At 73.3% G+C, this 14,173-nt stretch carries 16 protein-coding genes; 9 read left to right on the top strand and 7 right to left on the bottom strand.

Going from position 1 to position 14,173, the window contains the following annotated elements:
- Nucleotides 1-67: 67 nt before the first annotated feature.
- The 3 genes from RB608_RS09375 to RB608_RS09365 all read left to right on the top strand — a co-directional run bounded on the left by RB608_RS09375 (nt 68) and on the right by RB608_RS09365 (nt 4,038).
- Nucleotides 68-2,092, top strand: a complete 2,025-nt coding sequence (locus RB608_RS09375; RefSeq protein WP_308087560.1) for a fatty acid desaturase — start codon at nt 68-70, stop codon at nt 2,090-2,092.
- A gap of 64 nt (nt 2,093-2,156) precedes the next feature.
- Nucleotides 2,157-2,744 (top strand): helix-turn-helix domain-containing protein, encoded by a 588-nt coding sequence (locus tag RB608_RS09370; RefSeq protein WP_308087559.1) that lies wholly within the window; start codon nt 2,157-2,159, stop codon nt 2,742-2,744.
- Nucleotide 2,745: 1 nt separating this feature from the next.
- Nucleotides 2,746-4,038: an MFS transporter gene (locus RB608_RS09365; protein WP_308087558.1), complete on the top strand. Its 1,293-nt coding sequence runs from the start codon at nt 2,746-2,748 to the stop codon at nt 4,036-4,038.
- Here the strand turns inward: RB608_RS09365 and RB608_RS09360 are convergent.
- Genes RB608_RS09360 through RB608_RS09350 form a run of 3 tightly spaced genes read right to left on the bottom strand, consistent with a single transcriptional unit; the run spans nt 3,987 to nt 6,261 of the window.
- Complete coding sequence (locus RB608_RS09360; RefSeq protein WP_308087557.1) at nt 3,987-4,919, bottom strand: PfkB family carbohydrate kinase; 933 nt, start codon at nt 4,917-4,919, stop codon at nt 3,987-3,989. The two genes, RB608_RS09365 and RB608_RS09360, sit on opposite strands and share 52 nt — an antisense overlap.
- On the bottom strand, nt 4,916-5,575 hold the full coding sequence (locus tag RB608_RS09355; RefSeq protein ID WP_308087555.1) for a class II aldolase/adducin family protein: 660 nt from the start codon (nt 5,573-5,575) through the stop codon (nt 4,916-4,918). The genes RB608_RS09360 and RB608_RS09355 overlap by 4 nt, the downstream gene beginning before the upstream one ends.
- The gene (locus tag RB608_RS09350) at nt 5,572-6,261 is read right to left on the bottom strand and encodes a TetR/AcrR family transcriptional regulator (protein ID WP_308087554.1); all 690 of its coding nucleotides are present in this window, start codon (nt 6,259-6,261) and stop codon (nt 5,572-5,574) included. The genes RB608_RS09355 and RB608_RS09350 overlap by 4 nt, the downstream gene beginning before the upstream one ends.
- A gap of 56 nt (nt 6,262-6,317) precedes the next feature.
- Between RB608_RS09350 and RB608_RS09345 the strand changes: the two genes are divergently transcribed.
- Nucleotides 6,318-7,805 (top strand): FAD-dependent oxidoreductase, encoded by a 1,488-nt coding sequence (locus RB608_RS09345; protein WP_308087552.1) that lies wholly within the window; start codon nt 6,318-6,320, stop codon nt 7,803-7,805.
- Nucleotides 7,806-7,885: 80 nt separating this feature from the next.
- Here the strand turns inward: RB608_RS09345 and RB608_RS09340 are convergent, their stop codons facing one another.
- Nucleotides 7,886-9,121 carry an MFS transporter gene (locus tag RB608_RS09340; RefSeq protein ID WP_308087551.1) on the bottom strand — a complete coding sequence of 412 codons (1,236 nt, stop codon included), beginning with the start codon at nt 9,119-9,121 and terminating at the stop codon, nt 7,886-7,888.
- Nucleotides 9,122-9,204: 83 nt separating this feature from the next.
- On the opposite strand from RB608_RS09340, the gene RB608_RS09335 reads away from it, so the two are divergent.
- From RB608_RS09335 to RB608_RS09325, 3 genes are read left to right on the top strand one after another with little or no spacing between them, the layout of a single operon-like run.
- Entirely contained in the window at nt 9,205-9,714 is a 510-nt protein-coding gene (locus RB608_RS09335; RefSeq protein ID WP_308087550.1) for a hypothetical protein, read from the top strand.
- A 31-nt stretch (nt 9,715-9,745) separates the two neighbouring features.
- Nucleotides 9,746-10,267: a hypothetical protein gene (locus RB608_RS09330; RefSeq protein WP_308087549.1), complete on the top strand. Its 522-nt coding sequence runs from the start codon at nt 9,746-9,748 to the stop codon at nt 10,265-10,267.
- A gap of 39 nt (nt 10,268-10,306) precedes the next feature.
- The gene (locus tag RB608_RS09325; protein WP_308087548.1) at nt 10,307-10,813 is read left to right on the top strand and encodes a MarR family transcriptional regulator; all 507 of its coding nucleotides are present in this window, start codon (nt 10,307-10,309) and stop codon (nt 10,811-10,813) included.
- A 27-nt stretch (nt 10,814-10,840) separates the two neighbouring features.
- Here the strand turns inward: RB608_RS09325 and RB608_RS09320 are convergent, their stop codons facing one another.
- Entirely contained in the window at nt 10,841-11,107 is a 267-nt protein-coding gene (locus RB608_RS09320; protein WP_308087547.1) for a LuxR C-terminal-related transcriptional regulator, read from the bottom strand.
- A 5-nt stretch (nt 11,108-11,112) separates the two neighbouring features.
- Nucleotides 11,113-11,514 (bottom strand): hypothetical protein, encoded by a 402-nt coding sequence (locus RB608_RS09315; RefSeq protein ID WP_308087546.1) that lies wholly within the window; start codon nt 11,512-11,514, stop codon nt 11,113-11,115.
- Between the two features lie 117 nt (nt 11,515-11,631).
- Between RB608_RS09315 and RB608_RS09310 the strand changes: the two genes are divergently transcribed.
- Together RB608_RS09310 and RB608_RS09305 are read left to right on the top strand one after the other, a co-directional pair.
- Nucleotides 11,632-12,258: a sigma-70 family RNA polymerase sigma factor gene (locus RB608_RS09310; protein ID WP_308087848.1), complete on the top strand. Its 627-nt coding sequence runs from the start codon at nt 11,632-11,634 to the stop codon at nt 12,256-12,258.
- Nucleotides 12,255-12,722 (top strand): hypothetical protein, encoded by a 468-nt coding sequence (locus RB608_RS09305; RefSeq protein WP_308087545.1) that lies wholly within the window; start codon nt 12,255-12,257, stop codon nt 12,720-12,722. The genes RB608_RS09310 and RB608_RS09305 overlap by 4 nt, the downstream gene beginning before the upstream one ends.
- A 41-nt stretch (nt 12,723-12,763) precedes the next feature.
- Here the strand turns inward: RB608_RS09305 and RB608_RS09300 are convergent, their stop codons facing one another.
- Entirely contained in the window at nt 12,764-14,077 is a 1,314-nt protein-coding gene (locus RB608_RS09300; RefSeq protein ID WP_308087544.1) for a DUF222 domain-containing protein, read from the bottom strand.
- Nucleotides 14,078-14,173 lie beyond the last annotated feature (96 nt).

Below are 14,173 nucleotides of genomic sequence, written 5' to 3'. Positions count from 1 at the left end.
TGCGACGCTCATTTTGGGACGGCGGTCCAAGGCGGGCGGAGGGGTCCGGCTCCTACCTTGGCCTGCCATGGAGACCTCCACCGCGCCGCATGACACGGCGCCGCGCGCCCAGCTCAAGCAGCCCGTCAGCGGCCTGCCGGACCCCGGCGAGCGGGTCCCGGCGATGGCCTGGCCGACCATCGCGCTGTACGTCGGCACGCTGGCGCTCTTCGCCGTCGAGATGGCGGGCGTGCTGGTGTGGGACCTCTCGCCGTGGCTCACGGTGCCGATGGGCGCCGCCGTCACGTTCCTGATGTTCAGCGTGCTGCACGAGTCGACGCACCACGCGATCAGCACCAGCACCCGCGCCAACAACGCGCTCGGGCACCTGTCGGTGCTGCTCGTGGTGCCGTGGGCGACGTACCCCCTGGTGAAGTTCATCCACATCGAGCACCACCGCAACACCAACGAGCCCAAGTCGATCGACCCCGACGCCTGGTGCGAGGAGGGGCCCGCCTGGCAGCTGCCGCTGCGCTGGGCGACCATCGACATCTGGTACGTCGTGTTCTACCTGCGCCGGCTGCCGGACCGCCCGCGCGGCGAGGTCGTCGCGACGTTCGCGCTCTTCACCGCGGTGATCGGCGGCTTCGCCGCGATCGCCGCCGCCGGCTTCGGCAGCGAGCTGTTCTGGGGCTTCCTGCTGCCACAGCGCTTCGGGATGCTCATCCTGGCCTGGTGGTTCGACTACCTCCCGCACCACGGGCTGAGCGTGACCCAGCGCGAGGACAAGTACCGCGCGACCCGGGTCCGGGTCGGCGGCGAGGGCCTGCTGACGCCGTTGTTCGTCTACCAGAACTACCACCTGGTCCACCACCTGCACCCGAGCATCCCGTTCTACCGCTACCTCCGGGCGTGGAAGCGCAACGAGGAGGCCTACCTCGACCGCAACGCCGCGATCTCCACGTGGTTCGGCCGGTCGCTGACCACGAGCGAGTACCGCACCTGGCGCCGGCTCACCGACGAGATCGCCACCGTCCCGGTCACCGGCTCCGGCCTGCGTCCGGTCTTCCACCCGCTCCGGGTCCGCGCGGTCGAGGCGGTCAGCGCCGACGCCGTCGCGATCACCTTCGACGTGCCGGCCGACCTGGCGGCCTCCTACCGCTACGTCCAGGGCCAGCACCTCACCCTGCGTGCGGTGCTCGACGGCGAGGAGGTGCGGCGCAGCTACTCCCTCATCGCACCGGTCGCCTCCGACGGACCCGACACGCTGCGGGTCGCGGTCAAGCAGGTGCCCGGGGGCCGCTTCTCGACGTACGTCAACGAGCGCCTGGTGCCGGGCGAGTTGCTCGACGTGATGACGCCCGCGGGCGCCTTCCACGTCGGCCTCGACCCGGCCGCCGCCCGGCACCATGTCGGTGTCGTCGCCGGCTCCGGGATCACGCCGCTCATGTCGACGATCGCGACCACCCTCGACGCCGAGCCGGGCAGCCGGTTCACCCTCGTCTATGGCAACCGGACCCCGGAGACCACGATGTTCGCCGCCGAGCTGGCCGCCTGGCAGGAGCGGTACGGCGCGCGCCTGGTCGTGCACCACGTGCACTCGCGCTCGGGGTCGCCCGGCGCCCGGCCGGGCCGGATCACGCCGGCGCTGGTGACCGAGCTGGTGCCCGATGCGGCCGAGGTCGCCGCGTGGTTCCTGTGCGGGCCGCAGGAGCTGGTCGAGGACGTCCGCTCCGCGCTGGTGCGGGTCACCGAGCACGGCCGGGTGCTGACCGAGGTGTTCCATGTCGATCCGGGTGCGTCCGTCGCCGGCGGGCCCATCCTGGCCGAGGTCACCAGCCGGGTCACGGTCACACTCGACGGCGCCGAGACCATCTTCCCGCTGACCTCGACCGGCGACACGGTCCTCGACGCGGCCCTCCAGCGCGGGATCGATCCGCCGTACTCGTGCGCGGGCGGGGCGTGCGGCACCTGTCGGGCCAAGGTTCTCCTCGGGCGCGCGGTGATGGACCAGAACCACGTGCTCGACGAGGACGAGGTTGCCGAGGGCTACGTCCTGACCTGCCAGGCACACCCTGTCACCGAGGAGCTCCGCGTCGACTACGACGCGTGAGCACCGGGAGATCTAAGCAAAGATCTGTTTGCAAAGATCTCTTTGCAGAACTACGGTGGACCGCATGACCGACCAGCCCTCCTCCGTGGTGACCCCGAACCTCGCCGGCCTGCGGGCCCTCTCCCACCCGACCCGGCTGCGGATCCTCAGCCATCTGCGGATCGAGGGGCCGGCGACGGCCACCACGCTCGCGACCCAGTTCGGGCTCAACAGCGGCGCGACGTCGTACCACCTGCGCCAGCTCGCCGAGCACGGCTTCGTCGTGGAGGACGCGGGCCGCGGCAACGCCCGCGACCGGTGGTGGAAGGCGGCCCACCAGGAGACGCACAGCCGCGCGGCCGACGCCCGGACACAGGAGGAGCGCGACGTCGCCGACGCCTTCCTGCAGGCGGCGACGGTGATGTACGCGCAGAACCTGCAGGCCGCGATGGAGGAGCGGCCGCTGCTGCCGGCGCAGTGGCGCGCCGCCTCGACGGTGAGCGACTGGGTGCACACCATCCCCGCGGCGAAGGCGGCCGACCTGACGGCGCGGATCAAGGAGCTGATCGCCTCGTGCGAGGACGAGCCGGGCGCCGCCGATGCGGTGCCGTTCGCCGTCCAGATCCAGGCGTTCCCGGTCCCCGGGCACGTCCCACCCGAGCGGGGCGAGTGAGGTGCGGGCGGGCTCGGGCGCCCTCGCCGGATTCCTCGCCGCCGACGCGGTCTCGCTCGCCGGCACCCGGCTCTCGCAGATCGCCGTCCCCTGGCTGGTCCTGACCACCACCGGCTCGGCCACCCGGACCGGCCTGGTCGCCTTCGCCGGGCTGCTGCCGCTCGTGCTGGCCCAGGCCCTCAGCGGTCCGTGGATCGACCGTGCCGGCGCACGTCGGGTGGCGATCGGCTTCGACCTCGCCTCCGGAGTCGCCGTCGCGCTGATCCCGATCGCGTACGCCGCCGGCTGGCTGCACTTCCCTGTGCTGCTGGCGCTCGTGGCCGTGACCGGCGTGCTGCGCGGACCGTCGGAGGCGGCGCGGCACGCGATGGTGCCGGCGCTGGTGCGCCACGTCGGACTGCCGACCGAGCGGGTGACCGGCCTGGTCGGCACGACCGACCGCCTCTCCGCCCTGGTCGGTGCGGCGGTCGGCGGTGGCCTGGTCGCGTTGCTCGGCCCGGCGACCGCGCTGCTGGTCGACGCCGGGTCGTTCCTGGCCTGCGCGGTGGTCCTGGCGGCGTCCACGCGACGGGTCGCCGCCGCCCGGCTGGTGCCGGCGCCGTCCCGGTCCCGGCCGACGACCACGGCGTACCTCGCCGAGCTCCGGGAGGGCTGGCTCGCCCTACGCCACGACCCGGTGCTGCTCGGGATGATGGTGATGGTGGCGGTCACCAACCTGCTCGACCAGGGCTACTCGGCGGTGATGCTGCCGGTCTGGGCGGAGACATCGGGCGGTGGTCCGGCGGCGATCGGCCTCCTCGGCGCCTGCATGGGCGGGGCGGCGCTCGTCGGATCGGTGCTGGCCACGTGGCGCGCCGAGCGACTGCCCCGGTTCCGGACCTATGTCGTCGGCTACCTCCTCGCCGGCGCGCCGCGTTGGGTCGTGCTCGCCGTCGGCGCGCCGCTGTGGCTGGTGGCCCTGGTCCATGTGGTCGCCGGTTTCGGTGCCGGCTTCATCAACCCGGTGCTCGGGGCGGTGCAGTTCGAGCGGATCCCGGAGGAGCTGATGGGCCGGGTCAGCTCGCTGTCCCTGGCCGCGTCGTGGTCGTTGATGCCGCTGGGCGGGCTGCTCGCCGGCCTCGCGGTCGGCGGCACCGGGCTGGCGGCCGGCCTGCTGCTGTTCGGCGCGGCCTACCTGGTCACCACGATGGCGCCGGTCCTGTCGCCGTCGTGGCGCGACATCGACCGCCGGCCGTCCACCGCTCAGCTCGGCAGCGCCGCCGACGCGAACGCCTCGACCGCGGCCAGGTCGTAGCTGCCCGCGTCGGTGCCGAGTCCCTGCGCGACCTGGGCAGCGGTGGCGCAGCCGAGGGCGGCGGCGTCGACCGGAGACCGGCCCAGCGCCAGCCCGCGCAGGTAGCCGGCGGAGAACGCGTCGCCGCACCCGGTCGTGTCGACGACCTCGACGGCGTACGCCGGCACCTCGGCCACGCCGTCCTCGGTCGCGACGAGGGCGCCCTTCGCGCCCTGGGTCACCGCGACGCAGCCGGCCCCGGCGGCGACCAGGGCCAGCGCGCCCTCGGCGAGGGTGGCGGCACCCGTGAAGCCGAGGACCTGCTCGTCGTTGGGCAGCAGGTGGTCGGTGTGGGGGAGCGCGGCGGCGATCCAGGCCAGCAGGTCGGGATCGCCCGGCGCCAGGATGTCCACGGAGGTGGTGATGCCGGCCGCCCGCGCCCGGGCGAGCAGCTCGGCCGCGGCGTCGCCGCCGAGGAACTCCGGCCCGCCGAGGTGGAGATGGGTCACGCCGTCGAGAACGCCGGCCGGCAGGTCGTCGAGGGTGAACGCGCCGTTGGCGCCGATGCAGTGCCAGGCCGGACGGTCGCCGTTCGGTCGCACGGGCAGCACCGAGGCCGATGTCTGCGCGGCCTCCTTGCGCACCAGGCCGCTCACGTCGACGCCTTCGCGGGAGAGCAGGGCGAGCAGGGTGTCGCCGACCGGGTCGGCACCGACCGCGCCGTAGGACCGCACCGCCGCGCCGAGCCGGCTCAGGACGACGGCGGCGCCGCCGGCCGTGCCGGCCGGTGACATCCGGATCGTCTCGACCAGCTGGCCGTCCGAGCCGGACGGGATCGACTCGATGCCGAGCACGTGGGTGTCGAGGACGTGGACGCCCACGGCGGCGACGGTCATGGTCATCGGATCTCCTTGCGGGTGCCGTAGCCGCGCTCCAGGGCGGCCCGGACGACGTCGCCCTGCTGCTCCTTGGTGAGCGCGCGTGGCGTGCCGAGGGCGCTGGCGCGGTGGTGGAGCCGGCAGAGCCACTCGAGCAACAGCGCGTTCTCGACGGCGGCGTCGAGCGTGCCGCCGAGCGTGACCGAGCCGTGGTTGGCGAGCAGCGCGGCGCCGCGCCCCTCCAGCGCGGCACGCACGTGGGCCGCGAGCTCCGGGGTCCCGAAGGTCGCGTACGGCGCCACGCGGATCTCGCCGCCGAGGGCGAGCTGCTGGTAGTGGAGCACGGGCAGCGCGTCGAGCACGCAGGCGAGGGCCGTGGCGAAGGGTGCGTGCGTGTGCACGACCGCGGCGGCGGGGGAGTCGGCGTAGACGCCGAGGTGGAGCGAGAGCTCGCTGGTCGGCTCTAGTGTCCCCGCGATCACCTCGCCGTCGAGGGACACGACGGTGACGTCGTCGGCCGTGCAGGCGCCGAGCGCGACCCCGGTCGCGGTGATCGCGACCCGGTCGGCCACTCGGGCCGACACGTTGCCCGCGGTGCCGACGAGCAGGCCGGCATCGGCCAGGCGGCGCGCGGCGGCGGCGACCCCGCCGCGCAGGTCGACGGCGGGGGTCTCGCTCACCGGCCGCTCGTGACGCGCTCGAGGTAGCCGGAGACGAGGGCGATGGCCTGGCTGATCAGGAACTCGTCGCCGCGCGGGTCATGCTCGAAGGCGAGCTGGAAGGCGCTGTCGCCGACCTCGACGGCGAGCTCGGCGATGGCGGTCATCTCGTCGTCGTCGTACCGGTCGGTGCCGAGCAGTCCGGCGCCGAGACCGAAGGCGAGCAGGTTGGCGGCGATCCGGCGGTTGTGGTGGCGCCCGTAGTCGTAGATCGCGACGTTGGCCCGGCCGCGCATCCAGATCTGCATGAACGCGGGACGGCGGTGGTAGACGGTGACGAAGGCGCGCATCGCGGTCTCGACCATGCTCGCGATGGTCAGCTCGGCGGGGTTGGCCGGGTCGGCGAGCAGGGCGAGATCGGTCGCGACGCGGTCGTCCATCTCGGCCATGTCGCGCTCGCAGAGCGCGAGCAGGACGGCCTCCTTGTCGGCGAAGTACTGGTAGAGGGAGGCTACGGGCAGCTCGGCGGCCTCGGCGATCGAGCGTGTCGTCAGGCCGTCGACGCCGTTGGACACGACGAGGCGCGCAGCGGCGTCGAGGATCCGCTCCACCCGCTCCCGGGACCGGGCCTGGGCGGGGAGCCGGCGGCGACTGGGCCGGGCGGGGGCGGCCGGAACGCTGGCGGCCGGAACGCTGGCGGAGGACATGGCCGCAGTGTAGCCTCCGAACCCGAACCTGACACACATTCACCTTCGGAGGCGACGTGGACACCATCGACCTGGGCCGCCGTGGACTGCTCGCCGGCGGCGCCGCCGCCTTCGGCGTCCTCGCCCTCGACGCCCTGGAGGCGGAAGTCGTCGCCGGCACCCGGAAGGGCCGGCTCCCGCGCCGGGTGGACGTCGTGGTCGTCGGCGCCGGGCTGGCCGGACTCGTCGCGGCGCGCGAGGTCGCCCGCGCCGGCCGCTCCGTGCTCGTCGTCGAGGCCCGCGACCGGGTCGGTGGCCGGGTGCTCAACCACGAGCTCCCCACGGGCGGCACCGTGGAGGCCGGCGGTGCCTTCGTCGGTCCGACGCAGGGCCACATCAAGAGCCTCGCGAGCCGGCTCGGCGTCGCGACCTTCGACGAGTACGTCACCGGCAAGAACGTCTACCTCTCCTCCCTGCTGGGCCGGATGGAGTTCAAGGGCACGGTCCCGCCGGACCCGACGATCCTGCTCGACGCCGCCCTCGCACTCAAGCGACTCAACGGCTTCGCCCGGCAGCTCCCGGTCGACGCCCCGTGGGACCACCCGCGGGCGGCCGAATGGGACGCCATCAGCCTCGGCGACTGGCTGCGCCGCAACACCCTCAACAGCAGGGGGATCGAGAAGCTGATCCAGTCCTGGACCCAGCCCGGCTTCGGCTCGGACCCCGACCAGGTCTCGCTGCTGTTCGTGCTCCACTACATCGCCTGCTCGGGTGACGAGACCACGCCCGGCACCTTCGAGCGCAACTCCGACACGATCGGCGGTGCGCAGGAGAGCCGGTTCGTCGGCGGCTCACAACGGATTCCGCTGGAGCTCGCGAAGCGCCTGGGCAAGCGGGTCGCGCTCGGCGCACCGGTGACGCGGATCGTCCAGCTGGAGCGCGGAGTCCGGGTGCACACCGGCCGCGGCAAGGTGCGGGCGCGCCGGGTCATCGTCGCCACGCCGCCCCCGCAGGTCCTCGGGATCGGCTTCGCCCCCGCCCTCCCCGCCGGTCGCCAGGCGCTGCTGGAACAGGTCCAGATGGGCAAGCTGATGAAGTGTGACGCCGTCTACGAACGGCCGTTCTGGCGCGACCAGGGCCTGACCGGCTTCGGCATCGCCGAGACCGGCGCGGTCCGGGTCGCCTTCGACAACCATGTGTCGGACACCGGGCACGGCATCCTGCTCGCCTTCGTGGGCGGCTCCGCGTGGCACCAGTACGGCAACCTCTCCCTCGCCGAGCGCCGCGCCGCCGTCCTCGACGGCTTCGCCAGGATGTTCGGCGAGCAGGCGCGCCACCCCATCGACTACACCGAGCACGACTGGACCCGGGAGCGGTGGACCGGCGGCGGCCCCACCGCGATCTACCCGCCCGGCGTGCTGTCCGTCCACGGCCGGCACATCCGGACGCCGCACGGCCGGGTGCACTGGGCCGGGACCGAGACCTCGACGTACTGGACCGGCTACATGGACGGCGCCGTCCGCTCCGGCGAGCGCGCGGCCGGCGAGGTGCTGGCCGCGCTGTAACACGCCGTCCACGGCGCGACACGCCGCACGACACGCCGAGGGCGTGCCGACAACCGCCGACCAGACGGGTGGACAGCGTGTTACAGCACCGCCGGCTCCCGCGCCGCCACCGGCGCCGTACGACGGGTTAGTTGCCGCGCCGAGGGAGCCGCGAGCGCGACCAGCGAGCTGAGCCCGATCACCACGGCGATCACGACGAGCCAGGCCCGGGTGCCGACCAGCGCCGCCACCGGTCCGGTGAGGGCGTAGCCGATCGGGCGGCACACGAAGGAGCCGACGAGGTCGAAGGAGTAGACCCGCGCCAGCATGTCCTCGGCGATGTTCTCCTGGATCGCCAGGTCCCAGTTGACGCTGAACAGCTGCAGCCCCACGCCGTGCACGAACGCTCCGGCCAGCACCAGGGTCAGGTCGTCGGCGAGTGCCATCGCCAGCGGGAACGCCGCGGTCAGTGACAGCAGCACCAGGCCCCAGCGCAACAGGTGGTGCGGTCGCCAGCGCAGCGCGACCAGGCCGCCGGCGACGAAGCCGGCCATCAGCGCGGACAGGGCCCAGCCCCACGCCTGCTCGCCCCAGGCGTCGCCGACCACGATCGGCCCCAGCACGCCCTGCGCACCGCCGTAGAACAGGTGGTAGAGCAGGGCCTGGCCGATCAGCAGCCACAGCCAGCTGTGTCGGAACACCTCGCGCGCACCGTCCGCGAGCTCGGCCAGCACTCGTTCGCGAGCACCGGTCGTCGTACCGGCCGCCCGGATCATCGCGAACAGCACCGCCGCCACGGCGTACGTCGCCGCGTCGACGGCGATCGCCCAGCCGGGGCCGGCGACGGCGACGATCACCCCGGCCAGGGCGAAGCCCACGGCGAACGCGGTCTGGCTGGCGAGGCTGCGCAGCACGACGGCGCGCGGCAGCTGCTCGTCGGTGACCGTCGAGCGGGTCATCGCGTTGGACGCCGGCTGGGCGACGGCGCCGAGACAGCCGTTGACCACCCCCATCGTGGTGAGGAACCAGATCGAGCCGTGGCCGGCGATCAGCACCACGGCCACGGCGGCCTGGCTGACGGCGGTCGCCGCGGCCGAGCCCTGCATCAGCAGGGGGCGGGGCAGCCGGTCGCCGAGCACGCCGCCGTACAGGATGGTGACGACCTCCGCTGCCGAGAAGGCCGCCACGACGAGGCCGAGCTGGGTGGCCGAGCCGCCGAGGTCCAGGACGGCGAACGCCAGCGCCACCGGGGTCATCGCCGAGCCCAGGCCGCTCACCGCGACTCCGCCGGCGAGCAGGCGGAAGTCGCGCGAGCGCAGCGGTGACGAGGGGGCCATGGGCGAGAGATTACTTCGCTGACTAAGTATTCGGCAACGAAGTATCTGTTTCGGGACGGCCCGACCCGGGGCAGGATCGGCCCATGATCGAATCAGGTGTCCCGTACGCACCGCCCCCGCCGCCGAACGCGCCCACCCCGTTCGCGGCGCCCCGGCGGCCGGTCGGCTCCGCGATGGTGCTGCGCCACCTCGCCAGCGTCGTCATCGCGCTGGTCCTGACGCCGGTGGGCGTCCTCGTGTTCGACTACGGCGCCGGGAAGTACGCCCAGGAACGGGTCGCCAGGTTCGACAACTCGGGGACGGCCGGCGAGCTGGTGCTGATGGTCGTGGGTGCGCTGATCCTGATGTCGGTCGCCGCCTCCGCCCGGATCTCGGGGCTGGGCCCGGTCCTGGCCGGCGTCCTGTGGGGCCTGGTCCCGTTCCTCTGGTTCCTGGTCGACCTGAGGAGCTTCTTCGACCTCTCCCAGGACCTCCCCTCCACGTACTACTGGTTCACCGTCCCGACGTACCTCTTCCCGCTCGTCGCGGCGATGCTCGTCGGCAGCGGGCTCGCCGGCCGCTGGCGGGGGCGGCGTCCGGACGATGGCCGCTAAGGTGGGCGCTCGACCTTCTCGAGGAGCTGACATGGTTACCCCGCACCTGCCCGCGCGGCGTCGTCGGGCATCGGCCGCCGCCTTCGTCGCCGCCCTGGCGGCCGCTCTGTCCGGGCTGATCGTCGCCGGTCCCTCGGTGTCCCCGGCCCAGGCGGCGGCGCCGGTCGCCTCCGGCAAGTACGCCGGCACGATCGTCGAGGACGGCGCGCCCAGCACGGAGGAATGGGTGCGTTTCCGGGTCAAGAAGGGCAAGCGGGTCGTCGGCTTCAAGACGCGGGTGTGGCTGCAGTGCTACGCCTACCCCAACACCTACTCCCAGCTGCCCGCCGTGGTGGAGATGCCGAAGGCGTCGATCGCCCGGCGTCGGGTCGACCACACCTGGACCCAGCAGTTCACCGTCGACGGCGAGGTCGAGACACTCGAGGGCCGGGTCCAGCTCCGCTTCACGAAGGGCGGCAAGGTGACCGGCCAGCTCTCCGTCGACGTCGCCAACTGCGCGACCCGTCTCGGCGAGGCGCCGTACTGGGTCCCCCTCAGCGCCCGCCGGCGCTGAGACGGCCGCGACGCCCGGGCGGCGCAGTAGCGTTCGGCCATGGCCGAGGACTGGACGGACCGCCACGTCGCGCGGTGGAAGGACCACTGGCTCGACCTCGCGTTCGACGAGGACGTCGAGGGCGTGTTCGTCCGGATCAACCGGATCGACCGCTACCTGCGCGGCGCCAAGCAGCGGGCCGTGGCTGAGGTCGGGCTGACCGATTTCGAGTACGACACCCTGCATGTGCTGATGATCCGGGACACCCCCGGCTCGGCCTCCCCGACGGAGCTCGCCGCCGAGCTCGGGGTGTCCGGCGCCGGGATGACCGGGCGGCTGGACGGCCTCGAGAAGGCCGGCTGGATCCGCCGGATCCCCTCGGTCGACGACCGGCGCCGCGTGATCGTCGAGGTCACCAAGTCTGGCCTGGGCGTCTGGCGGCGGGCGATGGGCATCCGGGGCGAGGCCGAGAACGACCTCGCGGACGCCCTCACCCGGCGGGAGCTGGCGACGCTGGACCGGCTCCTCAAGAAGGTGACCGTGCGCTCGGAGGAGCGGGAGGCCTGACCTGCCGGCGTCCGGCCCGGGACCCGGCTACGGCGCCTGCCCGAGGGTGAGGACCGCGAGCAGCCGGCGGTCGAGGTGCAGGGACGGGGTGAGCCCGAGCGCGCCGAACGCCTCGGCGCACAGCGTGGCGACGCTCTCGGGGCGCAGCACCAGCTGAGCCGCGATGGCCTTGTCGGACCGGCCCAGCGCGACGAGCTCGAGCACCTGGCGCTGCCGGTGGCTGAGGCGGTCGAGCCGGTCGGCGGCGACGGCGGTGAGCTCGATGGTCGTCGCCTCTCTCGGGTGCCTGGACATCGCGGCTAGTCCAGGACCGAGCCGCGGTGGAGCCCCTGGTACCGACGGGGCCGCCGGCGGCGGGGCCTGGCGACCTGCGGCAGGAGGGTGGCCGGGCGCGGTTCCGCCAGGCTGAGGAGGACGGGCGCGACCGGGTCGCCGGCGTCGTACCGGCGCAGGATCTCGCGGACCGCGATCTCGGTCCGGCGCATCCGGACGTCGACCTCGCGGTTCTCGTCGATCTCCGACTCGGGCGGCACGGGCGACCGGTCCTGCCAGTGGGAGCGGAGCGCCGCGACCAGCCCGACCGGCCCGTCGAAGTGCGCGCGCCACTCCTCCCGCCACGGCAGTGCGCCGCTCATGTCGACGGCGGCGACCGCCTCGACCACCCGGATGATGCGGAGGCGTTCGTGGATGTTCCAGGTCATGGGGATCCTTCCGAGGAGTCGGGTGGGACGTCGGGAGCGGACAGGGGACGGAGGCGCCGGGAGGTGCCGCTGATACATCCGAAGTCGACGTATCAGCGGTACTGGCTCGCGGGTCCGATGTGCGGGACGATGCATCCGCAAGCTCTCGCGCGACCGCGAAGGGGGACGGGTGTGGACGTGGACTCACCGCTGCCAGCTCTCGTCTCTGCGGCACGGGAAGGAGACCAGCATGCGTGGGACGCGATCGTGGACCGGTTCCTGCCGCTGGTGGACGCGATCATCCGCGGCCACCGACTCAACGAGGCCGACGGCGACGACGTCAGCCAGACCGTCTGGCTGCGCCTCGTCGAGCACCTCGGCGACCTGCGTGAGCCGGCGGCGCTGCCCGGCTGGCTCCGCACGACGACCCGCAACGAGTGCCTGCGGCTGCTGGCCGCCCGTGGCCGGATCCGGCCGGTCGATCCCCAGGACGCGACCGGTCTCGACGCCGTCGTCGACGACAGCGCCGGCACCGACCTGCTCGCGGCCGAGAGCCGTCAACTGCTCCGCGAGGCGCTCGCCGAGCTGCCCGAGGCACGCCGCGCCCTGCTCCTGCTGCTGCTCGCCGACCCGCCCGTCGGCTACGAGGAGATCAGCCGGCGCCTCGGCATCCCGATCGGCAGCATCGGCCCTACCCGCGCCCGGGCCCTCGACCAGCTGCGTCGTGTCCCTGCCCTGCGCCGGCTGGTGGAGGTGACCCCGTGACCGACCCCATGAGCGACGACGAGCTGATGGCCCTGGTCGGTGAGGCCGTGGCGGAGGAGGCCGTCGTCAGCGATCGCCGTCGTACGGCGGCCCGCGCCGCCTTCGCCTGGCGCTCGGTCGACGCCGAGCTGGCCGAGCTGCTGCACGACTCGGCGCTCGCCGCCGGCGCCGCGGTGCGCTCGGACGGCGACGAGTCACGGACCCTCTCCTTCGGCCACAGCGGGCTGACCCTCGAGATCGAGGTCGACGGTGAGGTGCTCCTCGGCCAGGTGATCGGCGCCGGTGGTGCTTCGGCCGCGACCGAGCCGGCCTCGGTGCTGTTGGAGCGGCCCGACGCCGACGCGCAGTCGGCCGTCGCCGATGCGTCCGGGTTCTTCCGGCTCGAGGGCGTGCGGCCGGGCACGGTGCGCTTCGTCGTCGAGCAGGGCGGGTGGTCCCTCACCACGCCCTGGGTCGCACTCTGACGAGCGCGGCAGGAGCGCGGCGTTCTCGGCTGGATCCAGGCTCAGTTCCGTCGGTGGAAGCGGATGTCGCCGTCGGGTAGTCGTTGGTGGGTGTAGCGGTGGTCGTGGATGCGTTGATGGTGGTGGCCGCACAGGGTCACGGCGAGGTCCAGATCGGTCGTCCCGCCGCTCGACCAGGGGTCCAGGTGGTGCAGGTGGCACCAGCGGGCGGGGATCGTGCATCCCTCGGCACGGCAGTGGTGGTCGCGGAGCCGGATCGCCGTGCGCTGGGCGGGCTGGAACAGTCGGGCTGACCGACCGAGGTCGAGCACGCGCCCGCGGCCGTCGAGGACCACCGGGATGATCCTGGCCTGGCAGGCCAGTCGCCGCGCCTCGGTCGCGGAGATCGTCTCCTCTCCCTCGCCCGTGAGCAGGCCCGCGGTGGCCAGGTCGGCGCGGAGCTGGTCGAGGCTGATGGTCACCGTGACTGCGGTCGCGTCGCCGCCGTGCTCGGGCAGGTGGTCGGGGTCGAGGAGTTCGAGCAGGTCCATGAACGCCCAGGCCCGGCGGCGGTGGAACGGTGAGCGCGCCACGTCCGGGTTCGCGTCCTCGGCCGGCCCGGCTCCGGGGTCGGCCTCTGGGTCGGTGGCGTCAGTGTCGGTGTCGTCGTTGTCAGATGTGTGGCGGGCGGGGTTGGTGTGGGCGTCGAGGTAGCCCTTGAGTCGCTCGATCGCACTGGTCGGCAGTACTCCCGACATCCGGGAGCGTCCGTCGCCGAGGTTGCGGAACGTCAGCGTGGCCCGGTCGCGTGCTGCGGCTTCCTCGGCCTCCAGCCGTTTGGCCTCTTCCTTTTCGGCGATCTGTGGTGCGAGCACGTCGAGGATCCGTCGTCCGAGCCGCCGCAGGTCCGCTGGACCGAACTCGCCGGCGTAGTCGACCAGCCGTGCCTCGGCATCGGCACGCAGGTCGGGGCCCAGCTGCTCGGGCAGGTCATCGACCGCTGCTGCGATCACCCGGGCCTGTGCGGCGTTCACCGCACCGGTCCGCATCGCGGCAGCGACCAGCGGCCGCGTCTGCAACGCGTCTGCCAGATGCAGGTCGGCTCGAGCCGCGGCCGGGTCGAGCTGGGCTGCGTGGGCCAGCCACGCCCCGGCGTCGCGGGCGCCATGGGCCTGCGCGACGTCACTCGCGTCGGCCAGGGTGCGCAGCCGCAGCTCGTCGACCTGCGCCGCCAGCCTGGCCGACTCCAGTAGCAGCTGCTCCTTCTCCGTGACCGAGAGGTACAACGGCTGCAGGTCGGCCACCTGGTCGAGCAACGCACGCGCGTGGGCCACCGCAGCCAGCAGCGGCTGCTGAACGAGTGGTGCGACGGTCATCGTGCGGCCTTTCCGAGAGCGCGACGTACGTCGATCCTACCAGATTCATCGAACAGACGTTCGATTCGATGGGCTCCCTGTGGACAGTTGTCAGCA

It is taken from the genome of Nocardioides sp. LHD-245, assembly GCF_030929495.1.
GTDB lineage: Bacteria > Actinomycetota > Actinomycetes > Propionibacteriales > Nocardioidaceae > Nocardioides.
This window is presented reverse-complemented; position numbering and strand designations above follow the sequence as displayed.